We start from the raw sequence: 24,440 nt of genomic DNA on the forward strand, positions 1-24,440 counted from the left end.
CCCACGTGTGGGGGAGACGCGCCGCGGCGTTGCTGGTTGTGCTGGCCTGTGCGCTGACACCGGTACCGGTGGCCACCGCCGAAGCGCCGGTGGCGCATATCGACTTCGGCGGGCTGAGCCGCACCTATCAGGTGCATGTGCCGCCAGGCACGCCGAAGGGGCTGGTGCTCAGCCTGCATGCCGGTGGGCAGACCGGAGCGCAGCAGGCCGCGCTGACCGACTTCGATCCGGTGGCCGACCAGCACGGTTATGTCGTGGTCTATCCCGACGGGATCGACTTCAGCTGGGCCGACGGGCGCGGCGCCTCGGTGCCCGACCGCACCGGCGTCGACGATGTCGGATTCCTGGTGGCGCTGGTGCAGCGACTTTCGGCCGACTTCGGGATACCGCCGGGCCGGGTGTTCGCCACCGGGTTGTCGGCGGGCGGTTTCATGGCCAACCGGTTGGCCTGTGAGCGCGCCGACGTGTTCGCCGCCATCGCGACCGTCGGTGCGTCCCTCGGGACCAATGTCGGGTGTCATCCGTCGCGCCCGGTGTCGGTGCTGACCATCCACGGCACGCTGGACCCGATCGTGCCCATCGGCGGTGGACCGATGATGGGCCGCGGTGGGGCGAGCACCGTCCTGGCGGCCACCGCGCTGGTCGACAGCTGGCGACACCTCGACGCCTGTGCTGCGGATCCATTGATCGAACCGCAGCCCGGCGCCGATGCCCAGTTCGTCGAGCGGATCAGTTATCGCTGCGCCGAGGGGTCGGCGGTGGTCTACATGCGGGTCGACGGCGGCGGGCACACGTGGCCCGGGGCCCCGGAGATCCTGCCGGCCAACCAGGTGGGCCCGGCGATCAGGTCGTTCAGCGCCTCCGAGGCCGCCGCGGTCTTCTTCGGCGAACACGGGCGCTGACTTCCGCATACCCACCGTTCGAACATATGATCGAACGGTGGGTGAGATGCAGTCCATCGGGTACGGCGGGCAGCCCACGCGTGAGGTGTTCCGCCGGGTCGATCCACCGCAGACCGTGCTGGTGGATCTGGCCGCGCTGTTCCCGCGTCAACCGCACTGCCGGTGGGGCCGTCAGCACCCGCTGGGGCTGCAGATGCACAAGGTTGTCGAGGCGCAGCTGACCTGCTGGGGGTTGTGCGAACAGGGTGCGTGGTGGGGGTTGGTCACCTATCCGGTGCGCTTCGGGGCCAGCGAACGGCCGGTGACGCATTGGGTTCCGGCCTGGATGCTGACCCTGGGCTGATCGTGCGGCGTTGACGGTGGCGGGTGAGATGCTGCTGGCGTGGCAGACAAGGTGGTCGACGACGTCGTGAAGGACCGGGCGGTGCAGTACAACATCGCCCTGACCGTCCTTGCGGTGCTGACCGCGGTGGTGGCACTGCTGACCAATCTGACCGGCGGCGGCTGGGAGCTCGGGCTGCGGATCGCGACCGTCGTGCTGGCCACCGCCACGGCCATCACCGGATTGTTCAAGTTTCGCAACGAGCGTGCCTACAAGGCGCAGCAGGAGGGCCAGAAGACCGATCTGGAGCAGGCGTTGCGCGCCGAGTCGCGGCGGACCTCGCTGCTGATCAACGGCGCGATGTTGGGCACCGCCGATAAGCTGCGCCGGTTCGCGGCCATGGATCAGGCCGCCCGGGACCGCGAGATCAGCGGGTTCCGGTCGTCCATCGTCAGCAAGGTGTGCGACCTGATGCAAAGCGATGCGCCGCGTGCGGCGTACTTCCGGGTGCAGCATCGCCCCGGCGGTTCCCGGGTGATGACGTGTGGTTCCTATGTCGACTCGATCAACCGCGAGGATTCGTTCACCAGCGAATTCGTCGAGGGGACCGGCGGTGATCAGGGCGTGTGGACGCTGATCGACCACGGTGACGTCGAGAGCAGCAACGACACCGACGCGCGCATCCCGGAGACCTGGGATGTCAGTAGGGGCCGTGTCTACAAGTCGTTCGTGTCGGTGGCGGTGCGTGCCGACGTGGCCTTCGGAATGCTGACGGCCAACACCTTGGAGAAGGACGGGTTCAGCGCCTCCGATATCGCCTCGATCAAGATCTTGGCGCACCTGCTGGCCGCGGCCGAGGCGACGGGTCGGCCGCGATGACGCGGGGGACGAGTTGGCCCGTGTTGTCGGATGTCGCCGCTAGGCTGACGGTATGTCGAGGAAGGGAGTGCAGACCATGGCTCGTGCCGTGCAGTTCCACGACGATGACATGAAACGCGCCTGGGAAGAGGCGATCGTGGCCGAGCGGGAGGCCGAGTTGCATCCCGAGCGCACCGCCGAACGTCGGCGCCGGCTGATCCGCTGGGTGCAGGCGCGCGATCTCGCGGCGTCGGTCGCGTAGCGGTCCCGGCGCAGTCGGGCATGCCCGAGCCCTCGGGTGGTGAGGATCCCACCGGCTACATGGCCGATGCCGGGTCGCCCACCGAGCTGGCCGGCATCGCCGATGCCGACACCCAGTCGGCGTTCGCCTGGGGGCTCGACGAGGAACCCGAACCACAAGCACCACGCACGCTGAGCCCGGCGGTGATCACCGCGGGTGCCGTGGGGGCGGCCGTGGTCGTGATCGCCGCGGCGTCCGCGGTCGCGGTATGGGCATTGCGCGATGAGCCGGTGAGCGCGCCTGCGCCCCGGCCGGATCTGCTCAACGGGGTGTATCACGTTGAATACCAACCGGACCGGGCCACGACGTCGGGTACCGACCGTCCGGTCAGCTGGGGTGTGCAGGGCGCGCCGACCCAGGATTGGCTGACGCTGACCACCACGTGCACCGACGGACCCTGTGTCGCTGGCGGGGAGGTGCTCGGCCCGGACCGGCATCGGATGGCCGGAGCGCGGACGCTGTCCTTCCAGTTGATCGACGGGGCGTGGCGCGATATCGCGCCGGCCCGGGTGAAGTCCACCTGTCGTTATGCCGACGGGTCGATCGCCGGCGAATCGTGGACGACGGTGACCCTGGGGTTCACGCCGCGCCCCGACGGCACGTTCACCGGTGCGCTCACGACGGTGGTCGACACCAACGAGTGTGGCGATCAGGGGAACACCGTGGTGACCCCGTTGACGGCGGCGCGGGTGGGGGATGCGGTGTGAACGTGAGTAGGTGCAAGGTCAGGGCTCCATGTGCGTAGGCAAGCACCGAAATTGGATAGAACCCAAGTTCGTTTGCGGAACCCTGACCCGCACTCAACGAGAACTATCCGATTGGATGCGTCCTCGCAGCTGAATATACCCAATCGTGGCCCAGATCACACGTCGGGGGTTTAGCTACGAAAGTTTGCCGGTCTAGCTGTCAGGCGTGCAGACCCTCGGAGGCTGATGTTGATGAGTGCCGTGAAAACCGCCCTTGCCGTTGTCGTGCTGTCGATGGTGGCGCTGACGGCTTGCGGAACGACAAGCGGAGTCAACGGTGGGGCAGTTACGACCAGCGCCGAGAGCGGCGATCCGGAAGCCACCATGCGGACAAGACCCTCGTTCGAGGATGCACAACGGCAGTACCGGGCGACCGTCGAGGACTGGGCCACCCAGATCGCTTCGACGTCAACGGGTTTGACGTGGCGGGTGAAAGAGGACAGCTGGGGAGGATGCACCGGCGAATACGCCGACACACCAGGAGTCCACGCCTTTATCTACGTCGTTTTCGATGGCCCGATACCCGACACGACGTGGCCGTCGGCGCTCGACGTGGTGCGGCGGGGCGCCGCGCAGCTCGGCGCCACCGATGTGACCGCGACCGTCAACCGGCCGGACGATCACAACGTGATCTTCTCCGGCAACGACGGCATCACAGTCGAATTCGGAACCAAGGCCGCTGGGGTGTTGTCGGCGAAGTCGGATTGCCGGCTGCGGCAGGCGGATATGCCGGGGAAGTAGGCCTGTCGGTACTCAGCTACGCCGCCCGATAGTCACCGACATTGCCTTCGTGGGCGTAGTCGAGCAGCGGCCAGTCCAGGCCAGGATGAAGCCCCCGCGTCGCGACTTGTCGATGTAGGCCTGCACCACCTCTGCCTGCGGCATAGAGTGCATCGAGTGACTGGTGGTGGGCGCTTTCGCAAGCTGTCCCCGGGCTGCCGCGGCGACTAGGGCTGGAGTAGTCGCCGATACGCATCCAAGGTCTCAAAAATTCACATAACCCGTCGATATGAGACGAGTCTTCTGAAAGAGCTTTTGCGACGTCGCGCACGGGGAGTCGTTGGACCGTAGTTCTCAGCCGGGGCTGTGGCCGAAACTTTGGTTTTGCGACGCTCGTTCGGTCGAAATGTCCAGCGTCGATTTCACTAGACCGCGCGGGAGTGGCCTCTCCACCCCGTCGGCGGGTGCCTATAGCGTGGGCAGAATGGCAGAGCGTTGGACCGTCGGCATGTTGGCAGCGGGGCATCTATGACCATCGACCCGCCCTTTCTGGGGCAGTCGTTCCCCGTCACGTGGCCTGAAACCAAGTATGGCGACACCACCAAACCTAGGGCACATCAGCGAGTCAACTGAACCCGGGGCAGTCCCTCTGTCGGTTCGATCTCGGTGGCGATGATTCGGGTGACTCGCACGCTTCCATTGTCCCCGGGGTATGACACCGGGCACTCTCATGAATTTCGCCGGAAGCGGGATTTCGTGGTCGTCAGCGAAGACTTCACTGAGTCGCTTTAATTAGCCAGGTGAACAAGGAACGATGGACGATGCTCGGGGCAGTACTGCTGTCTGGCGTTGCTCTCGTTGGCTTTGGCTGTTTGTTCGGCCGATCCTCCGCTGTACCATTTCCCACTGAGTTCTGGCGCATCGCCGCCCAACCAATCGCAACCTTTCTCGCCGCAGTAGTTGCTCTTGTCGTTGGTGGCTTGGGGTTCTATGGGATTCACTTGTCCAGTGACCGTGCACGTCGCTCTGATGTTGAAGCGCTAGAAGACCGGCGAGCGGACGCTCGTATTCAACGTTGCTGGAGCCGCTTCGAATGGATGGTGGAACGCGCAAGCGATGCAACTGTTCCGCCCGAACTGTTGACATCGTTTGCATTGAATCTCAGCCTAGAGGCGGTTGATACTGGCGACGCAACACTGCTAGATGCGGTCAGTGATTACGCGGAACATCTTTTGGAAGCGTGGGAAGCACCGCTTAGGCGGTGACCGTCGCTGCCCACCGAGGCTAGGCAGGAATCAGGTAGGGCGCGCACAATGTTATTGGCAGCTATAAGCCCAATGCTAGCGAGGTGAAGCAGACATGGGTGTCGCTCATGACGGGCCGCTGGTTCAGCGGATCGAACGCGTGGACCCAGAGACCTGGGCCCGAGAAGTCCGGCGCGCTGCCGAGCTCGCCGCGTCTCTGGCGGAAAAGACGGGGCGCAAGGTTCCGGAGTTCGCCCTGCGAGTCCTTTCAAAGTCTGAGGAGGACCTTGTCGCCGAACGGGTAGCCGCGCAGGCGAAAGACCCGACAGCGGAGCCAGGGCGTGAAGTTACGAACGAGGCCGCAGCGAGTGACGACAACGAGTCCTTTGCGGCGTCGGCCGTCGCCCGTCATTCCGAGATCGTGGCGATGCGGGCGGTGCAGAGAGCGCTGGGTAGGTTCGTTCCCGCCGGTGGGTTCCCGGCGCCGACGGTGCCCCCCGTAATTGGGATGGTTCGTCCCGCAGTTGGACAGCCCCCTCGTTTGCCGTATGTCCCTACAAATGTCTCCATAGACGATGCCTACCTGCTGGAGGCTTTGCAGGAGGTGCTGAGAATTCTCGACGCGGGAAACCCTCAGCTCGCGAAGATCTACATAGAGGCAGTTTTACAGGACGAGCCGACGGCATACCTGCCCTGACGAGTACTACGCCCGGTCAGCACGGGGGCGGTAGTCGCGCGTCAAGTTATGGCCGGAAACAAACGAAGAGAAACCGCCCCCGGCGAAGGGCTGCCGGGTGGTGGTTCTTTCGTATCTGACTCTATGTGGCCGGCGGTCTCACCGGTTGCACCAATTCCGGGCCGGCCACCTCGGCGCCGATCTCGAACAGGCAACTGATCGCCGCCCACTGCTGTGGTGTGCATCTGAACTCATTGGTGTTCTCCATGGCGGTCACGGTATGGCCGGCATCGCGGGGGAGATGAGCAGCCGCACCGCGTGGGCGTCCGCGGCGAGCAGCGATACGAAAGCGGCCCTCACTGGTGACGCTCGACTTCGGCCACCGCGGCGGCCAGCGATTCGGCGAGCATGCGCGCGGTCTCCACGGGGAGGTCCTCGGGCAAGGCGCCGACCGCCACCCACCTGCTTGCGCGGCCATCATCGAATTGGACCCCGCGGATCTCGATGGGGATATCGAAGCCATGGCGAGCGACGATGCTGAACCCCTCCACATCACCGGTGACAGGCACGAGCCAACTGCTGCCAGTGAACATGCGGAACGGCTCGCCGTCGTCGGTGGTCCATCCGGTGATCGAGGTGGCATCGGCGGGCTGAGAGATAGGCATGCGGGTCTCCCTATATTGGGGTTACCCGAACCGCTGTTGCATGAATGTTGCACGCGGACTAGTGAGAAGCTCTAACTAGTATCTTTGACCTGCAATGAAACCTGGTGCGCGATACTGGGATTGAACCAGTGACCTCTTCCGTGTCAGGGAAGCGCTCTCCCGCTGAGCTAATCGCGCCGGGGTCGAACTTGGAGGTGGAGACGGGAATCGAACCCGTGTGCACGGCTTTGCAGGCCGTTGCCTCACCACTCGGCCACTCCACCATTGGGGTTGATGCCACTGCACCTTCGAGCGGATGACGGGATTCGAACCCGCGACCCTCACCTTGGCAAGGTGATGCGCTACCAACTGCGCTACATCCGCGTGCTCCGAGTGAGATCGTCACCCGGTGCGGATCAGAACATTAGTCCAACCCCACGCGTAACCACAAATCACTCGAAACATGCAGGCAATCAGTCCTAAAACACCTGGTAAACCTGGCGTGAGATCGAGAAGCCTTGACCGCTATCGCTCTCCCGGCACGACATTGCGCTCTCGGTGCTGGTGCAACTGAGCGCCCCGCGCGTGATCGTGTGGCCGTATTCCAGGACATCGGGTCCGCCCAGCGTCGTATCCCCAGCACAGACGAACGCCGCTGGCTCACCGACGCCCATCTGCAGGCCCTGACCGTAATCAAACTCACAGTCGGCCGGTCGGGCCGGCGGCGCCCAATCCCGCTCGGCGATATCGCAGCGCACATAGTCCACATCCAGCACGCACCCGACGTTGCCGCTCGGCGAGCTGAAGTGCGCCAGGTCCTGCGCGACGGCCGGAGCCGCCCACACGATCGTCGCGGCATCGGTGAAGGCAAGCGTGACCGCCAGCCGAAGGGTCATGTCGCAAACCTAACGCCGCAGGTCAGACCGTGAGCACCATTCGGTACCGGGCCTTGCCGGTATCCATCGCCGCGTACGCCTCGGCCGCCTGCGCCAGCGGCAGCTCCTGGATGCGGGCGCGCACCCCGGACTGCACCGCGAACTTCATGGTGTCCTCGACATCGCGCGCGGTCCCCGACGGATGCCCGGTGATGCTCACTCCCGGCGTGATCAGCTGCAGCGGGCTCACCGGCAGCGGATCGGGCGTCACCCCGACCACGATCAGTTCACCGCGGGGCAGCAGCCCGCCGACGGTGTCGGCCATCGCCTGGGAGTTGGCGGCCGTGGCCAGCACCACCTGCACCCCGCCGAGCGCCTGCAGCGCCTCGCTGACATCACCGGCCTTGGAGTCGACATAGTGGTGCGCCCCGAGATCGAGGGCGTCCTGCTTCTTGTCGGCCCCACGCGCGATCGCGACGGTCTCGAACCCCATCGCCCGGGCGAACTGCACACCCAGATGCCCGAGGCCGCCGACGCCGAGCACGGCCACCCGGTCACCGGGCTGCGCCCGTGTCTCCCGCAACCCGTGGAACACCGTGACGCCCGCACAGGCCATCGGGGCGGCCTCGGCGAAGGACAGGCCCTCGGGGATGCGGGCGAGCGCACTGGCGGGCACCGTCACCGACTCGGCATAACCGCCGGGGTAGTGCCAGCTGGGGATCTGGCCGTTCTCGCAATGGATGAAATCGCCCTTGCGGCACTGGGTGCAGTGCCCACAGTTGCCGCCGAACCAGCCGACGGCCACCCGGTCACCCACCGCGAACTCCTGCACGCCGTCGCCGATCTCGGCGATGGTGCCCGCGATCTCGTGGCCCGGCGTCAGCGGCCAGCTCAGCCCGGGGAACCCCCCGTTGACGAAGGCGTGGTCGGTGCCACAGACCCCGCAGGCCGCTACCGCGATGCGGACGTGGTCGCGGCCCGGCGATGTGGTCTCGACGTCGGTGAGTTCCAGCGGCGCTCCGGCCGATGCGACATGTACCGCTTGATGACGTGCCATCTCGTTCCTCGCTCCTTGGTGGTGGTGTGCCATATACATACCCACGCATGGGTCGATCGAGAGCGCGGATTCGCCGAAAATGGCGCCACTGTGACCAGCGGATTCCAGCTGGCAGGTAAGTGCGTGCTAGTCTTCGTCCTCGTTCCCCGGTCTCGTAGCTCAGGGGGAGAGCGTCCGCCTCACACGCGGAAGGTCACTGGTTCGATCCCAGTCGGGACCACAACAATGCCGCCCGTATGGGCGGCATTTGTATTTGGCGGCTCCAGTGCCGGCGGTTCCGTGGGCGCACGCTTCAGCAAAGGCCGGCCCGTCTTTGGCCGCTCATTCAAGGATTCACCTCGCGGAGGGCCTGTCGGGCGCGCATGCTGATAATTGACGCTTCCGACAAAGGGGGGGTGCGATGAGGCGACGTGCACGTTCGGCGACGATCCTGGTCGTCTTCGCGGTGGCTTATGCGCTGGCCATCGCCGCAGGACGTGCGACTCGGCTGGTCGGCGATGAGGTGGCACTGGCATGGCCCGCGGCCGCGGTGGCAATCATGTGGCTGCTCGTGGTGCAGCGCCGCGGACCGGTGGAACGCGGCGTCCACCTCGCGGCCCTGGCGGTCGTCACCTTCACCACCAATCTGGTCACCGGCGCCCCGGTGGGACTGGCCGCCTGGTTCGTTCTGGTCAACATCACCCTCGTGCTGGTCACCGTGCGTCTGTTGCAGTGGCGGGGCACCGCGGCGGCGCTGCGCGACCCGGCCGACCTGGCACGCTTGGTCGTGGCGGTGTTCGGCGGCGCGAGTTGCGCGGCGGTGCTGGCCACGATGTATCTCTACGCGAACGGCGACACTCGTTTCTGGGAGACATTCGCCCTGTTTCTCGTGCGGAACGGAACGTCTGCGCTGCTCGGGGTGTCGATCTGGCTGAGGCTGCGCGATCTGGTGTGGCTGCGCCCGAAGATCACCGCGGGCAAGGCCGCTGAAGCGGTGGCCGTTGCCGCGGCGGTGACCGTGGTGTTCGTCTGGACGTTCTGGGTCAATGCCGGTGCGTCCCTGGCATTTCTGAGTCTGGTGCCGGCGATGTGGCTGGCACTGCGCTACAGCACCACGGTGAACACTGTGTTCCTCGCGCTGGCCGGGACGTGGATCATCTACGCGACGCTGTCGGATCGGGGCGGTTTCGCGCTCGCCGACGCGGAGAGTCGCGCGCTGCTGGCCCAGACGATGGTGTGCACACTGACCATCGTGACGCTGGCGCTGTCGCTGTACCGAGATTCCCGGGCGAGGCTCATCACGCAATTGGAGGCTGCACGCGACCGGGCGGACCGCGACTCGCAGATGCTGAGCGCCGTTCTGGACAGCATCCATGACAGCGTGGTCGTGGTAGCTCCGGACGGAACGGTCGTACTGGAGAACGCGCGGGCACACGAGTCGCAACTGGTGGCCGATGTCTTGTCTGCTGCCGAATTATCGGATCTGGCCCCCGGCGAGAGTGTCAGCGCACCGCGCGACGTCATGGTGGCCTCCCACGACGCTCGCGTCATCGAGCTGACGGCCGCACCGCTGGCAGACCTATCGCGTCATCGCGTCATCGCGTTCCGTGACGTGACCGAAGAACGCAGAAACGCCGACGCCCTACGGCAGGCGCGTGATCTGTTCGCCAGCGTCCTGCAGGCCGCGTCCGAACAAGCGATCATCGGCACGGATCCCTCGGGCCGGATCACCGTGTTCAACAACGGAGCCGAACGCCTGCTCGGCTGGACCCGTGCGCAGATGATGGGTCGATCACTGTTGGACATCCACCATCTGCCCGAAGTTCATTCCCGCGCAGCAGAGTTGGATATCCCCGTTGGTTTCGAGGTGCTCACCCATCGGGTCTCCCCGGATCGGGCCGAAGTTCGCGAATGGACATATGCCAGATGTGATGGTGCTTTCATCCGCGTCAACCTGGCGGTATCGCAGATGTCCGACCCTGACGGCGTGTGCTCTGGGTACATCGGTGTCGCAACGGATATCACCGAGCAGGCAGCCGCCGAGCAGGCACTGGCCGAGAGTGAAGAGCGATTCCGGCTGGCTTTCGACACCGCGCCCATGGGGATGTTCCTGTTCGACGCGGCAACGGGATCCGCTGGACGAATCACTCGGTGCAACCAGGCGATGGCGAACCTGCTCGGGCGGCGGGTGGACGAGATACCAGGCATGCTCGTCACCGATCTCTGCGAGTGTGAGGAAGATTCGTGTTCTGAGAGTTTGGGGCAGCTGCGCGAGCTGCGGGTCGGGGATCGATTCGAAGCCGAGATTGCCCTGCGTCGAGCAGACGGTTGTGTCGAATGGGGCTCGGCGTCGGCCTCGGTCATCGCTGCCGGTGGAGCGGTACCGTACGGCATCTGCATGGTCGAGCACATCACCGCGCGGAAACAGGCCGAGGCCGCTCTGCAGCATATGGTTTCGCATGATCAGTTGACGGGTCTGGCCAACCGCACATTGTTGGTGGACCGTGCGGAGCAGGCACTATCCGACCCAGGCCGCGACGGTGTCGGCACCGTCGGGATGATCTTCCTGGACCTCGACGGATTCAAGGGGGTCAACGACACGTGGGGCCACGGCGAGGGCGACGACGTCCTGACGGTGGTTGCCCAGCGGATTCAGTCGGTGATCAGGGCGGGTGACACCGCAGCGCGATTGGGTGGGGACGAGTTCGCGGTGCTGTGCCCCGACATTGCCGACCCCGGCGTGGTGCAGCGGGTGGCAGAACGAATTCGCACCGAGGTCAGCCGGCCGATACAACTGTCCACGGGACACATCGTCGATCAATTGTCGGTCAGTGCGGGCGTGACGCTGTCGCAACCGGATTCCACGGCAGAGACCCTCTTGCGGCGAGCGGACGAGTTGATGTACTCGTCCAAGCGCAGCGGCAAGAACAGCATCACGTTGGGAGGCCAGTTCGACACGACAACCGTGATGTTTGCATCTCGACTGATCTCGGAGTTGGACCGTGCCGTCCGGCTCGGGGAACTGGTCGTACACTTCCAGCCGATCGTCGACTTGGCTACCGGTCGCTGCGCGGCCATGGAGGCATTGCTGCGGTGGCAACACCCGGAACAGGGTCTCTTGCTGCCTGACAGGTTTCTCGATGTCGCGGAGAACTCGCCTCACATGCCGGCCATCGGACGCTTCGTGTTGCACGAGGCGTGCCGCCAGGCCGCCCAGTGGACCGGTTCATTGGGGTCCGCGGCCATTCATGTCAATGTGTCCGGACGCCAGCTGGAAGTCAGCGATCTGTACTCCGATGTCACCAATGCGTTGAAATGCTCGCAGCTGAGTTCGGACAGGCTGGTGCTGGAGTTGACGGAAACGTATGCGGGGCGAATCGTGCAGTCCGCCAAAGCCGATCTGGTGCGGTTGCACAAAGCGGGTGTGCGCATCGCCATCGATGACGTCGGTACCGGGTTCAGCAGTCTGTCGAAGATCGTCGATTTGCCGGTCGACATCTTGAAGATCGACAAGCAGTTCATCGCCGGCTTACCCCACGACGCGCGATGTGCGGCCGTCACTCAGGCGGTGCTGAGCCTGGGGGAGACCCTGGGCTTGTCGACCATCGCCGAAGGTATCGAGACGGCGACCCAGCGTGAACTGCTGATGGATTGGGGCTGTGTGCTCGGACAGGGATTCCTGTTCGGGCGTAGCGCAGCGCTGGGCGGCAATGCCGATGAGCTGGCCACCAGGTGACCGGATCAACGGCTCGGCACCCGGGTTCTTCATCGTGGGTCGGTAGGGTTTGGAGGTCGACGCGATTTTTCGAGAAGAGGGTGCCGTGGCCGGAGCAGAGGCTCATTTCTATCTGACCGCCGAGGGCACCGGGCTGCCGCACGACCCCTTCAACGCGATCGTCGGGCCACGGCCGATCGGCTGGATCTCCACGGTCAACGCCGACGGCGTCCGCAACCTGGCGCCCTACAGCTTCTTCAACGGATTCAACTACCGGCCGCCGATCATTGGGTTCTCCTCGGTCGGCTGGAAGGACAGCGTCGCCAACATCAAGGCCACCGGAGAGTTCGTCTGGAATCTGGCCACCCGCGGCCTCGCGGTGGCGATGAACGAGACCTCGGCATCACTGCCCCCGGACGAGGACGAGTTCGTCCGCGCCGGGTTGACCGCCGCGCCGTCACGCACCGTGGCCGCCCCGCGGGTGCTGGAAAGCCCGGTCAACTTCGAATGCGCACTCACCCAACTGATTCAGCTCCGCGACACCGCAGGCGATCCCGTCGACACCTGGATGGTTCTCGGCCAGGTGATCGCGGTGCACATCGACCGGCAGTGGCTTGTCGACGGGGTCTATGACACCACGGGTCCACGGCCGATCCTGCGCGCAGGCGGCCCGGCCAACTACTCCGAGGCCGGCCCCGACGGTGTGTTCACCATGCAGCGACCGAACTGACCGATCATGGGACTGCTCGACGTCGGTGACGGCAACCAGATCTTCTGGGAGCGGCGCGGCAATCCGGACGGCCCCACCGTGCTGATCGTGCATGGGGGCCCCGGCAGCGGGCGATCCCGTACCGCGCACAGAACTTTCGACGACAACCACTTTCAGATCGTGTCCTTCGATCAGCGCGGTTGCGGGGACAGCCTTCCGCACGCCGCCGACCCGGCCACCGACATGAGCGTCAACACCACCTGGCATCTGATCGCCGATATGGAGAAGCTGCGCGAGCACCTCGGCGTCGCACGCTGGCTGCTCTACGGCGGTTCCTGGGCGTCGACGCTGATCCTGGCCTACGCGCAGCAGTACCCGCAGCGCGTCTGCGGCATCATCCTGATCGGTGTCACCATGACCCGGCCCGCCGAGATCGACTGGCTCTACCGCGGCCTGCGGCTGCTGCTGCCCGCGCAGTGGGAGCGCTTTCGTAACGCGGTGCCCCCGCCGTTGCGCGACGGCAACCTCGTCGAGGCCTACCGGCAGTTGATGGAGGACCCCGATCCGGCGGTGCGCCGCCGGGCCGCGCATGAATGGTGCACCTGGGAGGACGCCGCGATCGCCCACGAGCACACCGGGGCAGTACAGCGCGAAACCGGATACCGCGAAACTGGTGTTCGTGCGTATCTGCACACACTATTTCGCCCAGCACGGTTGGCTGACCGACGGTCAGCTGCTCCGCGACGCCCACCGGCTGGCCGCCATCCCCGGGGTTCTCATCCACGGCCGGTTGGATCTGTCGGCGCCGTTGCTCACGGCATGGGAACTGGCCCGCGCGTGGCCGGATGCCGAACTGGTGGTCATCGAAGACTCGGGGCACACGGGAAGCCCGACCATGAGATCGGCCATCGAGCAAGCGGTTTCACGCTTCACGCGGTGATCGGCTCAGCCCGCCGCCCATTGGGCGGCACGGTCGAGCTCATCGGCTCCGAAGACGGCCAGCTCGCCGGGGACCATCCAGCCGATGGCATGCATCGTGTGGCGCACCCAGTCCTTGTCGGACACCACGGCGATCCGTTTGAAGGCCGAATGGTGATGCAACAGGGCGCCGAAACCCATCTTCAGATCCTCGGTCAGCCCGCCGGGGCCGAACCCTTCGTAATCCGGGTCGATCACCTCGACGATCCGGATTACGGCCGCCTTGCCGAGCTCCTCCATAACGGGCTGGAACATCCGCAGTTCTTCGCCGGAGATGCGCCCGGACACCCGGATGCCGGTGACGCCGGCGGGCATGTCGGTCAGTGTTTCGATCATGGCTCCACGTTGCTCCCGCCGGCGTCAGTGTGCGGGCACGTCGCGCGCCGGCATGGCGGCCACCAGCGGGGTGTCGACACCGACGCGTCCCACCGCGGCCGCCCCGCCCGGCGATCCCAGGGGAGCGTCACGGCCCGGCAACACCGTCTCGAAGAATGCCGCATTGTCGGCCATATAGGGCAGCTCGGTCTCCTCGAGGTCGCTCTCGTAGGCGATCGCATCAACCCGGCAGGCGATGCGGCAGGCGCCGCAGTCCACGCATTCGTCGGGGTTGATGTACATCGACCGGGCGCCCTCGTAGATGCGGTCGGCCGGGCATTCGGCCACACATGACTTGTCCATCACGTCGATACATGCCGATCCGATCACGTAGGTCATAGGTCGACGGTAGAAAACCTGTGTCACATGCACCGGAGTCCAAGGGCCGCACTCGGGAGGGACTTTGGTCCTTTCTAGCCCGCCAGCCCCAAGTGCTCGCGCAGCGTGGTGCCCGTGTAGTCGGCGCGGAACACCCCGCGTTCCTGCAGCAGTGGAACCACCGTATCGACGAACGGGTCCAGTCCGCCCGGGGTGACGTGCGGCACCAGGATGAAACCGTCGCTGGCATCGGCCTGGACAAGGGTGTTGATCTGTTCGGCCACCGTCGCCGGTGACCCGATGAAGTTCTGTCGGCCGGTGACCTCGATGATCAGCTCTCGGCTGGTGAGGTTCTCCGCCTCGGCCCTGGCGCGCCACTCGTTGGCCACCGCCACCGGGTCACGGTGCATCCGCACGCTGGCCCGACCCCTGGCGATGGTGTTCTCACCGACGACCGGATCGACCGATGGCAGCGGCCCGTCCGGATCATGTTCGGACAGATCGCGATTCCAGAGTTGTTCGAGGAATTTGATTGCCGTGGCGGGGGAGACCTGTGCCAACCGGACCTCGTGGGCGATATCGGCGGCCTCGGCATCGGTGTCACCGAGCACAAACGTCGCGGCAGGCAGGATCAACAGCTGGTCATGGCGACGCCCGTGTGCGGCGAGTCTGCCCTTCACATCGGCGTAGAACGCCCGTCCGTCGGCAAGGGTGCCGTGCCGGGAGAAGATCGCATCGGCGGCACGGGCGGCGAACTCGCGACCGTGATCGGAGTCGCCGGCCTGGAAGATGACCGGGCGACCCTGCGGACTGCGCGGCACGTTGAAGCGGCCGGTGACGTCGAAATGGTCGTCGCGATAAGCGAATCGGCCGGCCTCGCCGGTCGAAAGGAAGGTCCCGCTCGTCTTGTCCGCGATGATCTCGTCACCGCGCCACGAGTCGAACAGCGTGTGCGCGGCCGCCAGAAAGCTCTCGGCGCGTGCGTAGCGCTGATCCTCGGCAAGGAACCCGCCGCGCCGGAAGTTCTCCCCGGTGAAGGCATCCCACGAGGTGACGACGTTCCACGCCGCCCGCCCACCGGACAGATGGTCCAGCGATGCGAATTGGCGTGCCACCTCATAGGGTTCGTTGAATGTCGAGTTGATGGTGCCGGTCAGCCCGAGCCGGTCGGTCACCGCAGCCAGCGCGGCCAGCACCGTGAAGGTGTCCGGCCGGCCGACCACATCCAGGTCGTAAATCTGGCCGCCCTGCTCGCGTAACCGAAGTCCTTCGGCCAGGAACAGAAAGTCGAACTTGCCCCGTTCGGCGGTGCGCGCGAAGTGCGCGAACGACGCGAAGTCGATATGACTGCCCGAGTTCGGATCGCTCCACACCGTCGTGTTGTTGACGCCGGGAAAATGCGCGGCGAGATGAATCTGCTTGATCGGCTTGCTCATATCCGCCCTAGGGGTGTGCGTACCGGTTGGCCGGGCGGGACAATCCGAACAACCCGCGCAGGGTCGACTGCGCGTAGCCCGTCCGGAAGATCCCGCGCCGCTGCAGTTCGGGAACCAGCCCGCCGGTGATCTGGCGCAGATCGTGGGGTACCGTCGCCGGCCGCAATCGGAAACCATCGGCGCCGCCGGCCTGCCACTGTTGCAGCTGGTCGGCCAATTGTGCCGGTGTTCCGACGAAAACGTGCGCGTCACTGATGTATTCGCGACCAAGCAACTCGTCGAGCCGCGTGCGGTGCGCCGTGGCGGCGGTGCTGGTGTCGGCCAGGAAAACCACCACGTCGGCGATGAGGCGCACCGCGGTGGCCCCGGCAGGCCGGTGTGCGGCGATGGTGTCGGCGATGCCGGTGATCTCGTCGGCATGGTGCGGGGTGATGAAGCCCAGATCGGCACTGGCGGCGATCAGCCGGTAGGCCGGGTCACCGTGGGCCAGGGCGGCGACCAGGGGCTGGCCCTGCGGCGGGCGCGGAGTGATCGACGGGCCCTTGACGGAGAACCAGCGTCCCCGGAAGTCGATGTAGTGCAGCTTGTCGCGGTCGACGAATCGCCCGGTGGCCGTATCGCGGATCTCCGCGTCGTCCTCCCAGCTGTCCCAGAGCCTGCGCAGCACCTCCACGTAGTCGGCGGCCTCGGACATCCCGTCCTCGGCGACCTCGCGGCCGAAATGACCCACCGATTCCGGGTTGGAGGACACCTGGACGCGGACTCCGGCACGGCCGGTGCTCACATAGTCGAGCGTGGCGATGGCCTTGGACAGGTGAAACGGCTCGGTGTGCGTGGTGATCGCGGTCGGGATCAGGCCGATGTGCCGGGTCACCGGTGCTACCCGTGCGGCGATCTGCACGGCGTCCAGTCGCCCGCGCAACCGGTCGGTGCGGGTGTCCGGGCGGAACGGATGGTCCGACTGCAACGCCAGCCCGTCCTCGATCGTGACGAAGTCGGCGAGCCCGCGCTCGGCCTCCTGGATCAGCTCGGTCCAGTACGCCGCGGTCAGCACCTCGGTGGGCCTGGCGTCGGGCAACCGCCACGCCGCCGGATGCCACCCGGTGCCGTCGAGGGCGATGCCGAGATGCAGCGGTGCCACCGGTCTGCTCACACCCTCAGTCTTCCCGGCCGCGCCGCGGCGGCAAGGGATCTGCGCAGCCTGATTCGGTTCGTCCGGCCGGTCACGCCAGCGCTGCCAGCGCCTTCGCCGGGTCGTAGCCCGCGAAATCGGTCAGCGTGCCCTCGCGGAGACGATTCACCCACGCCGGATCGGCCAGCAGCGCCCGGCCGACCGCCGCGATATCGAACTCACCGGCCTCGAACTGGGCGACCAGTCGATCGGCCGAGTCGGGTTCGATCAGCTGGCCGGGCTTCTCACTGCGGAACTGGGTCTGCAGACCGACCGAGCCCACGGCGATGACCGGCAGTCCGGTGATCTTCTTGGTCCAGCCGGCCAGGCTGAGCTCACTGCCGGAATCGGCGAACGCGGGAACGTAGTGGCGGCGGGTCGAGGGATGGAAGATGTCCACACCCGCCGCTGCCAGGGGCGTCAGGATGGCGTCGAGTTCGCCCGGATCGGATGCGATGGTTGCCGAGTAGTCGGCGCCCTTCCACTGCGAGTACCGGAAGATGATCGGGTAATCGGCGCCGACGGCGGCGCGCACAGCGGCCACCACTTCGGCCGGGAACCGTGTTCTCGCGGCCAGCGATCCGCCGTAGGAGTCGGTGCGTTGATTGGTCTTCTCCCAGAGGAATTCGTCGATCAGGTAGCCGTGCGCACCGTGAATCTCGATTGCGTCGAACCCCACGTCGCGCGCCGCCGACGCAGCGTCGGCGAACGAGGCGGCCACCGCGGCGAGCTCGTCGCGGTCCAACGCCCGGCCCTTCGGCTCGCCCTTGCCGTTGATCCCGGATGGGCTGACCACGGTGACGCCGTCGGAGTCGCTGCGTTCGGCGCCCTGATGCCACAGCTGTGCGGCAACGGTCCCGCCCTCTGTGTGCACCGCCTCGGTGACCCGGCGCCAACCCTGCAGAACCTCATCGCCGGCGATGGTCGGGACGGAGGTCGGGTAGCCGGCCGCGGGATCGGGAAGTCGAACGCCCTCGGTGATGATCAGACCGACCCCGCCGGCCGCGCGTCGGCGGTAGTACTCCGCGACATCGGCACCCGGCACGCCACCGGGGGAGGCCTGCCGCGTCATGGGTGCCATCGCGAAGCGATTGTGCACCGTCAGCGAACGAACGGTCAGTGGGGTGAAGAGTGGGTCGACGCTCATGGATCGATTCAACCCGAGACCCGCGCCCGATAATCCCCGGCGTCAGCGATTGGCGAGCAACAGCACAATCGCGGCGATGGTGAGCAGTACGGAGGTGGCGATCGGCACGAGCACCCAGTTGCGCATGGCGTCGGGCCGAGGCGAGTTGTTCTTTGCCGGTGTGGGCATCGCGGTATTCCTTTCGGTCGACCGGATGCAATTATGGTTACCCGCCCCGCCGGACGCGAAAACGTCAGTCAGACCGTTCCCACGTCCAGCCGGTGATCGACGGGTGGTCTTCGCCGTGTTCGCGGGTGTAGAGACGGGCTGCCAGCCGGGCGTCGACCATCTCCTGACGGAGCCCGGCGGCGTTGCTTCCCAGTCCCGCGACGCGGTCGATCACGTCGATGACCAGGTGGAAACGGTCCAGATCGTTGAGCATCACCATGTCGAACGGGGTGGTTGTGGTCCCGCGCTCCTTGAACCCGCGAACGTGAAGTTGATCATGATTTCTGCGCCGGTAGGCAAGGCGGTGGATGAGCCACGGATACCCGTGGTAGGCGAAGATGACCGGTTTGTCGGGCGTGAACAACGCGTCGAACTCGGGGTCGGACATGCCGTGCGGATGCTCGGAATCCGGTTGTAGGCGCATGATGTCGACCACATTGACCACCCGGACCCTCAGGTCGGGCAAGTGGCGACGCAGGATATCCGCTGCGGCAAGGATTTCCAGCGTAGGAATGTCACCGGCGCAGGCCAGCACCACATCGGGTTCACTGGTATTGGTGCTCGCCCACTCCCAGATGCCGGCACCGCGGGTGCAGTGTGCGACGGCCTCGTCCATGGTCAGATAGTTCAGCGCGGGCTGCTTTCCGGCGACGATGACGTTGATGTACTGCCTGCTGCGCAGGCAGTGATCGGCCACCGACAGCAGGGTGTTGGCATCCGGCGGCAGGTATACGCGCACGACTTCGGGGCGCTTGTTGGCGACGTGGTCGATGAACCCGGGGTCCTGGTGGGAGGCGCCGTTGTGATCCTGGCGCCAGACATGCGATGTGAGAAGATAATTCAGCGATGCGATGGGCAGACGCCAGTCGAGGTGGTTGCTGCTGGTCAACCATTTGGCGTGCTGGTTGGCCATGCTGTCGACGATGTGGATGAAGGCTTCATAACAGCTGAAGAATCCGTGCCGGCCGGTCAGTAGATAGCCTTCCAGCCACCCCTGGCACATGTGTTCGGAAAGCACTTCCATGACGCGGCCATCGGGCGCCAGATGCTCGTCATCGGCGGATTGCTCTGCCTGCCAGGCTTTGTCGGTCTTCTCGAACACCGCGGACAGTCGGTTCGACGCGGTCTCGTCGGGTCCCATCAGGCGGAAGTTATCGGGATTGGCGGCGATCACATCACGCAGATAGGTGCCCAGCACCCGGGTCGCCTCAGCGGTGGTGCTCGCCGGACCGGGCACCTCCACGGCGTAGTCCGTGATCGGCGGCAGGTTCAGCTCACGCAGCAGCACACCGCCGTTGGCGTGCGGATTGGCGCTCATCCGCCGGTCACCAACCGGGGCCAGGGCACGTAGTTCGGGGCGCAGGGCACCGGAGGAGTCGAACAACTCCTCGGGCCGATAGCTGCTCATCCATTCCCGCAGCGCCTCCAGATGCGCTGCGTTGGTCCGCGTTTCCGACAGTGGCACCTGATGCGCGCGCCAGGTGCCCTCCACCTTCTTGCCATCCACCTCGTGCGGGCCCGTCCAGCCCTTCGGGGTGCGCAGGATGATCATCGGCCACAGCGGCCGGCCGGTCTGTCCGTCTTCGCGCGCGGCGCGTTGAATGGCCGCGATCTGGTCGAATGCATCATCGAGAGCGCCTGCCAGCTGCCGGTGCACATCGGCGGGATCATCGCCTGCGACGGTGATCGGGATGTAGCCGTAACCACGCATCAGGGAATCGAGTTCCTCGGCCGGGATGCGGGCGAGCACCGTCGGGTTGGCGATCTTGTAGCCGTTCAGATGCAGGATCGGCAGCACCGCGCCGTCCCGGGCGGGGTCGAGGAACTTGTTGGAATGCCAGCTGGTGGCCAGCGGGCCGGTCTCGGCCTCACCGTCCCCGACCACGGCGGCGACCACCAGATCGGGGTTGTCGAAGGCTGCGCCGAACGCGTGCACCAGGGCGTAGCCGAGCTCACCACCCTCGTGGATGGAACCCGGCGTCTCGGCCGCCACGTGGCTGGGGATGCCGCCGGGAAAGGAGAACTGCCGAAACAGCTTCCGCAGGCCCTCGACGTCCTCGCCGATGCCGGTGTACACATCCGAATAGGTGCCCTCCAGGTAGGCGTTGGCCACCAGTCCCGGCCCGCCGTGCCCGGGGCCGGTGATGTAGATGACGTTGGCATCACGCTGCCGGATCACCCGGTTCAGATGCGCATAGAGCAGGTTGAGACCCGGCGTGGTGCCCCAATGCCCCAGCAGCCGCGGCTTGACGTGTTCGGGCGCCAGATCCTCGCGCAGCAGCGGATTGTCCAGCAGATAGATCTGGCCGACGGACAGATAGTTCGCGGCTCGCCAATACGCGTTCAGCGCGGTGACTTCGTCCTCGGTCAGGGATGCGGATAAAGTCATGATCTAGGCCTACCACGACTGGCGCGATATAAACACCCGCGTCATTTTCCGTTCGTCACCGTGACGGCGTGCACCCCCCAGATGTCATCGCAGTATTCAGCGATCGCCCGGTCGGAGGAGAATTTGCCGCTGCGGGCGGAGTTGAGTATCGACATCCGCGACCAGGCGTCACGGTCCTGCCAGGCGGCGCTGACCCGGTCCTGGCACGCGACATACGAGGCGTAGTCGGCCAGCACCAGGAACGGGTCGTCGTAGGTGAGGTTGTCGATCAGCGGCCGGAACACCTCGGTGTCCCCGTGCGAGAAATGGCCGCCGGCAATCAGATCGAGGACGGCCCGCAGTTCCGGATCCGCGGCGATGTAGGACGACGGTCGATAACCGTTGCGCTTGAGCTCCTCGACCTCCTCCACGGTGAGCCCGAACAGGAAGAAGTTCTCTGGACCGGCCTCGGCGCGGATCTCGACGTTCGCACCGTCGAGCGTGCCGATGGTCAACGCACCGTTCATCATGAACTTCATGTTGCCGGTGCCCGAGGCCTCCTTGCCCGCGGTGGAGATCTGCTCGGAGAGGTTGGCGGCCGGATAGATCAGGTGGGCGTTCTGCACGTTGAAGTTCGGCAGGAAGACCACCTTCATGTACCGGTTGACCTCGGGATCGAAGTTGACCATGTCGCCGACGGCGGTGATGAGCTTGATGATCCGTTTGGCCAGGAAGTACCCGGGGGCGGCCTTGCCACCGAAGATGTACGCCCGCGGCGCCATGTCGATGCCGGGATTGTTCTTGATGCGCAGATACTGCGTGACGATATTGAGCACGTTGAGGTGCTGGCGCTTGTACTCGTGGATGCGCTTGACCTGGATGTCGAACAACCAGGTGGGATCGAGCTCGACACCGGTCTCGGCGTAGACGAAGTCGGCCAGCCGGGATTTGTTGGCGCGCTTCACATCGCGCCACTCGGCGCGGAAACCGTCATCGTCGATGAAGGCCTCCAGCCCGCGTAACCGGTCCAGGTGGGTCAGCCAGCCGTCGCCGACGGTGCGATCGAACAGTTGGCGCAGCCCGGGATTGGACAGGGCGACGAAGCGGCGCGGGGTCACCCCGTTGGTCTTGTTGGAGAACCGCTCCGGCCACATCTCGTAGAAATCCTTGAGCACGCTGTCCTTGAGCAACTCGCTGTGCAGGGCGGCAACCCCGTTGATCGCGTGGCTGCCCACAGTGGCCAGGTGCGCCATCCGCACCGACTTGCCGCCGTCCTCGTCGATCAGCGACATCCGCCGCACCCGGTCCTCGTCACCGGGGAACCGGGCCCTGACCTCGTCGAGGAACCGGCTGTTGATCTCGTAGATGATCTCCAGGTGCCGGGGCAGGCTCTCGCCGAAGATCCCCAGCGGCCACTTCTCCAGCGCCTCCGGCAGCAGCGTGTGGTTGGTGTAGCCGAAGGTGGCCACCGTGATCGCCCACGCCGTGTTCCAGTCCAGGCGGCGCTCGTCGACCAGTAGCCGCATCAGCTCCGCGACTCCGATCGAGGGGTGCGTGTCGTTGAGCTGGATGGCGAACTTCTCGGCCAGTTCGTAGATGGACAGATCGGCCAGATCGTCGACGATGTGCAGTACATGCTGCAGCGAGCACGAGACGAAGAAGAACTGCTGCAGCAGGCGCAGTCGCTTGCCCACCTCGGGCTCGTCGTTGGGGTAGAGCACCTTGGTGACGGTCTCGGAGGTGACCTCCTCCTCGACGGCCTTGTAGTAGTCGCCGGTGTTGAAGGCCTCCAGGGCGAACGACTGCACCGCCCGCGCACTCCACAGGGTGAGCACATTGCACGTCTTGACGCCGTAACCCTGGATCGGGGTGTCATAGGCGACGCCCTGGATGACGCGCTGGGGGATCCAGCGGGCGCGCAGCACCCCGGCATCATCGTGATAGCGCTCGGTGTGCCCACCCCACAGCACCGGGTAGTGGACATCGGGTTTGGCGATCTCCCACGGGTTTCCGTTGAGCAACCAGTTGTCGGTCTTCTCGACCTGCCAGCCGTCCTGCAGCTCCTGGTCGAAGATGCCGAACTCGTAGCGGATGCCGTAGCCGATGGCGGGCCGCTCCAGGGTGGCCAGCGAGTCCAGGTAGCACGCGGCCAACCGGCCCAGGCCGCCGTTGCCCAATCCGGGCTCCTCCTCGCAGTCGAGCACCTCTTCCAGATCCTGACCGAGCTCGGCCAGCGCGGTGCGCGCCGCGTTCTCGATGCCCAGGTTGAGCAGATTGGCACCCAGCTGCGGGCCCATCAAGAATTCCGCGGACAGGTAACAGGTGAGCTTGCTGCCCAGGTCCAACGATGTCTGGGTGGAGGCGACCCGGTTGTCCTGCATCCGGTCACGAACCGCCAGCGCCAGCGCCCGGTAGTAGTGCTCGGGGCGCAGCGCGGCGGCCGGCCTGCCGATCGAGTAGCGGATGTGGTCGATGATGGCCCGTCGCAGTGCGTCGGCCGAGAGTCCGGTGCGGCTGGGTTCGTAGGCGGGCGCGGAGGCGGCGACATCGGTCATGATCGAAGTCTTGCAGCCACGCGCGTACCGCGCGCGCTCAATGCGCGTCGGCCCGGTGAACGGATATGAGACGCTGCCCGCATGTCCGGTGTGCCCGAACTCGTCGACGTCCTGCCCCAGCATCGGTTCGACGAGCAATCGCTGGCCCGTTTCCTGGGCGGGCACGGTATCGACGGTCCGCTGCAGATCCGCCAGTTCCAGGGCGGGCAGAGCAACCCGACCTTTCACATCCGTAGTGCGACAGGACAATTCGTCCTGCGCAAGAAACCGCCCGGCGTGCTGCTGCCCAAGGCGCACGATGTGGCACGCGAGTACCGGGTGATGTCCGCGCTGGCCGACAGCGCGGTGCCGGTGCCCAGGATGCGGGTGTTGTGCACCGACGACTCGGTGCTGGGCACCCCGTTCTTCGTGATGGACCATGTGCCGGGCCGGATCTTCGCCGACCGGGTGCTGCGCGACGGGACACCCGCCGAGCGGGCCACGGTGTACCGGGACCTGGCCAGGGTGCTGGCCGCCCTGCACGCCGTGGACTGGCGGTCCGCGGGATTGTCCGATTTCGGGCGCCCGGAGGGTTATCTGGCGCGGCAGGTGGTGCTGTGGACCAGGACGTGGGAGACCGTCAAGGTCGAGGAGTGCGCCGAGATGGACCGGCTGGCGGCATGGCTGCCCGCGCACCTGCCGAGCACCGACGAGGCCTGTATCGCCCACGGTGACTACCGGCTGGGCAATGTGCTGCTGCATCCCACCGAACCACGCATCGTCGCCGTGCTGGACTGGGAGCTGTCCACCATCGGCCATCCGCTGGCCGATCTCGGCTATGCGGCGATGACCTATCACCTGCCCGGGGACAGCGACCCGCTGATGGGGGTGGCGGGGGAGGACCTGACCGGCACCGGGATCCCGGACGAATCCGCCTTCGTCGCCGAGTACTGCCGCCACGCCGGCCGCGAGATCCCGCAGGATCTGCCGATCTTCGTCATCTTCTCGATGTTCCGGTTGGCCGCGATCGTGGCGGGGGTGTGGCGGCGCGGTCTGGACGGTAATGCCGCCGACGCCCGCGCAGGCACCGAGTTGTTCCGCTCCCGCTACCGCGGGTTGGCCGAACGGGCCTGGGCGCTGGCCGGTGGGTGAGTGCGC

At 65.9% G+C, this 24,440-nt stretch carries 24 protein-coding genes, 4 tRNA genes and 1 pseudogene; 14 read left to right on the forward strand and 15 right to left on the reverse strand.

Annotation, left to right across the window (positions count from 1 at the left end; translation table 11 throughout):
• Nucleotides 1–5: 5 nt before the first annotated feature.
• The 8 genes from FBY28_RS23855 to FBY28_RS23890 all read left to right on the forward strand — a co-directional run bounded on the left by FBY28_RS23855 (nt 6) and on the right by FBY28_RS23890 (nt 5,790).
• Nucleotides 6–902, forward strand: coding sequence for a CE1 family esterase (locus FBY28_RS23855; RefSeq protein WP_141869658.1), 897 nt, complete (start codon nt 6–8; stop codon nt 900–902).
• Between the two features lie 37 nt (nt 903–939).
• Entirely contained in the window at nt 940–1,245 is a 306-nt protein-coding gene (locus FBY28_RS23860; RefSeq protein ID WP_141869659.1) for a hypothetical protein, read from the forward strand.
• Between the two features lie 39 nt (nt 1,246–1,284).
• A complete protein-coding gene (locus FBY28_RS23865; protein ID WP_141869660.1) occupies nt 1,285–2,103 on the forward strand; it encodes a hypothetical protein in 819 nt (272 codons plus the stop codon).
• Between the two features lie 52 nt (nt 2,104–2,155).
• Nucleotides 2,156–2,344, forward strand: a complete 189-nt coding sequence (locus FBY28_RS23870) for a hypothetical protein (RefSeq protein WP_131701330.1) — start codon at nt 2,156–2,158, stop codon at nt 2,342–2,344.
• 20 nt (nt 2,345–2,364) lie between these two features.
• Complete coding sequence (locus FBY28_RS23875) at nt 2,365–3,090, forward strand: Rv2253/PknI dimerization domain-containing protein (RefSeq protein WP_141869661.1); 726 nt, start codon at nt 2,365–2,367, stop codon at nt 3,088–3,090.
• A gap of 231 nt (nt 3,091–3,321) precedes the next feature.
• A complete protein-coding gene (locus FBY28_RS23880; RefSeq protein WP_160145524.1) occupies nt 3,322–3,870 on the forward strand; it encodes an LppA family lipoprotein in 549 nt (182 codons plus the stop codon).
• 779 nt (nt 3,871–4,649) lie between these two features.
• Nucleotides 4,650–5,114 carry a hypothetical protein gene (locus tag FBY28_RS23885; RefSeq protein ID WP_141869663.1) on the forward strand — a complete coding sequence of 155 codons (465 nt, stop codon included), beginning with the start codon at nt 4,650–4,652 and terminating at the stop codon, nt 5,112–5,114.
• A gap of 94 nt (nt 5,115–5,208) precedes the next feature.
• A complete protein-coding gene (locus tag FBY28_RS23890) occupies nt 5,209–5,790 on the forward strand; it encodes a hypothetical protein (protein WP_141869664.1) in 582 nt (193 codons plus the stop codon).
• Nucleotides 5,791–5,911: 121 nt separating this feature from the next.
• Here the strand turns inward: FBY28_RS23890 and FBY28_RS26320 are convergent, their stop codons facing one another.
• The 7 genes from FBY28_RS26320 to FBY28_RS23920 all read right to left on the reverse strand — a co-directional run bounded on the left by FBY28_RS26320 (nt 5,912) and on the right by FBY28_RS23920 (nt 8,345).
• On the reverse strand, nt 5,912–6,037 hold the full coding sequence (locus FBY28_RS26320; protein WP_286178440.1) for a hypothetical protein: 126 nt from the start codon (nt 6,035–6,037) through the stop codon (nt 5,912–5,914).
• An 88-nt stretch (nt 6,038–6,125) separates the two neighbouring features.
• The gene (locus FBY28_RS23895) at nt 6,126–6,434 is read right to left on the reverse strand and encodes a hypothetical protein (protein ID WP_141869665.1); all 309 of its coding nucleotides are present in this window, start codon (nt 6,432–6,434) and stop codon (nt 6,126–6,128) included.
• Between the two features lie 102 nt (nt 6,435–6,536).
• A tRNA-Val gene (locus tag FBY28_RS23900) sits at nt 6,537–6,611 on the reverse strand.
• A gap of 12 nt (nt 6,612–6,623) precedes the next feature.
• Nucleotides 6,624–6,697: transfer RNA gene (locus tag FBY28_RS23905), tRNA-Cys, on the reverse strand.
• 27 nt (nt 6,698–6,724) lie between these two features.
• Nucleotides 6,725–6,797: transfer RNA gene (locus FBY28_RS23910), tRNA-Gly, on the reverse strand.
• Nucleotides 6,798–6,892: 95 nt separating this feature from the next.
• Nucleotides 6,893–7,309 carry a DUF6636 domain-containing protein gene (locus FBY28_RS23915; RefSeq protein WP_141869666.1) on the reverse strand — a complete coding sequence of 139 codons (417 nt, stop codon included), beginning with the start codon at nt 7,307–7,309 and terminating at the stop codon, nt 6,893–6,895.
• Nucleotides 7,310–7,331: 22 nt separating this feature from the next.
• The gene (locus tag FBY28_RS23920) at nt 7,332–8,345 is read right to left on the reverse strand and encodes an alcohol dehydrogenase catalytic domain-containing protein (RefSeq protein WP_141869667.1); all 1,014 of its coding nucleotides are present in this window, start codon (nt 8,343–8,345) and stop codon (nt 7,332–7,334) included.
• A 148-nt stretch (nt 8,346–8,493) separates the two neighbouring features.
• Here FBY28_RS23920 and FBY28_RS23925 point away from each other — a divergent pair.
• The 5 genes and pseudogenes from FBY28_RS23925 (at nt 8,494) to FBY28_RS26330 (ending at nt 13,688) form a co-directional block, all read left to right on the forward strand.
• Nucleotides 8,494–8,565, forward strand: a tRNA-Val gene (locus tag FBY28_RS23925).
• Nucleotides 8,566–8,745: 180 nt separating this feature from the next.
• Nucleotides 8,746–12,060: a bifunctional diguanylate cyclase/phosphodiesterase gene (locus FBY28_RS23930; protein ID WP_141869668.1), complete on the forward strand. Its 3,315-nt coding sequence runs from the start codon at nt 8,746–8,748 to the stop codon at nt 12,058–12,060.
• An 85-nt stretch (nt 12,061–12,145) separates the two neighbouring features.
• Nucleotides 12,146–12,769 (forward strand): flavin reductase family protein, encoded by a 624-nt coding sequence (locus FBY28_RS23935; RefSeq protein WP_141869669.1) that lies wholly within the window; start codon nt 12,146–12,148, stop codon nt 12,767–12,769.
• A 6-nt stretch (nt 12,770–12,775) separates the two neighbouring features.
• A pseudogene (locus FBY28_RS26325) lies at nt 12,776–13,198 on the forward strand (alpha/beta fold hydrolase); the annotation flags it as partial.
• Between the two features lie 229 nt (nt 13,199–13,427).
• Entirely contained in the window at nt 13,428–13,688 is a 261-nt protein-coding gene (locus FBY28_RS26330; RefSeq protein ID WP_286178443.1) for an alpha/beta hydrolase, read from the forward strand.
• Between the two features lie 5 nt (nt 13,689–13,693).
• Here the strand turns inward: FBY28_RS26330 and FBY28_RS23945 are convergent, their stop codons facing one another.
• From FBY28_RS23945 to FBY28_RS23975, 8 genes are all read right to left on the reverse strand, one after another.
• Complete coding sequence (locus FBY28_RS23945; protein ID WP_141869670.1) at nt 13,694–14,062, reverse strand: SpoIIAA family protein; 369 nt, start codon at nt 14,060–14,062, stop codon at nt 13,694–13,696.
• A gap of 24 nt (nt 14,063–14,086) precedes the next feature.
• Nucleotides 14,087–14,440: a ferredoxin gene (gene fdxA / locus FBY28_RS23950; protein ID WP_141869671.1), complete on the reverse strand. Its 354-nt coding sequence runs from the start codon at nt 14,438–14,440 to the stop codon at nt 14,087–14,089.
• Nucleotides 14,441–14,514: 74 nt separating this feature from the next.
• The gene (locus tag FBY28_RS23955; protein ID WP_141869672.1) at nt 14,515–15,855 is read right to left on the reverse strand and encodes an NtaA/DmoA family FMN-dependent monooxygenase; all 1,341 of its coding nucleotides are present in this window, start codon (nt 15,853–15,855) and stop codon (nt 14,515–14,517) included.
• Between the two features lie 7 nt (nt 15,856–15,862).
• Nucleotides 15,863–17,008: an LLM class flavin-dependent oxidoreductase gene (locus tag FBY28_RS23960; protein ID WP_141869673.1), complete on the reverse strand. Its 1,146-nt coding sequence runs from the start codon at nt 17,006–17,008 to the stop codon at nt 15,863–15,865.
• Between the two features lie 70 nt (nt 17,009–17,078).
• On the reverse strand, nt 17,079–18,173 hold the full coding sequence (locus tag FBY28_RS23965; protein ID WP_141869674.1) for an oxidoreductase: 1,095 nt from the start codon (nt 18,171–18,173) through the stop codon (nt 17,079–17,081).
• Nucleotides 18,174–18,215: 42 nt separating this feature from the next.
• Nucleotides 18,216–18,341 carry a hypothetical protein gene (locus FBY28_RS26335; RefSeq protein WP_019512673.1) on the reverse strand — a complete coding sequence of 42 codons (126 nt, stop codon included), beginning with the start codon at nt 18,339–18,341 and terminating at the stop codon, nt 18,216–18,218.
• 64 nt (nt 18,342–18,405) lie between these two features.
• Entirely contained in the window at nt 18,406–20,769 is a 2,364-nt protein-coding gene (locus tag FBY28_RS23970) for a phosphoketolase family protein (protein WP_141869675.1), read from the reverse strand.
• A 41-nt stretch (nt 20,770–20,810) separates the two neighbouring features.
• Nucleotides 20,811–23,303, reverse strand: coding sequence for a glycogen/starch/alpha-glucan phosphorylase (locus tag FBY28_RS23975; protein WP_141869676.1), 2,493 nt, complete (start codon nt 23,301–23,303; stop codon nt 20,811–20,813).
• Nucleotides 23,304–23,384: 81 nt separating this feature from the next.
• Between FBY28_RS23975 and FBY28_RS23980 the strand changes: the two genes are divergently transcribed.
• On the forward strand, nt 23,385–24,434 hold the full coding sequence (locus FBY28_RS23980; RefSeq protein WP_141869677.1) for a phosphotransferase family protein: 1,050 nt from the start codon (nt 23,385–23,387) through the stop codon (nt 24,432–24,434).
• The last annotated feature ends 6 nt before the right edge of the window (nt 24,435–24,440 follow it).

It is taken from the genome of Arthrobacter sp. SLBN-53 (assembly GCF_006715585.1).
Lineage (GTDB): Bacteria > Actinomycetota > Actinomycetes > Mycobacteriales > Mycobacteriaceae > Mycobacterium > Mycobacterium neoaurum_A.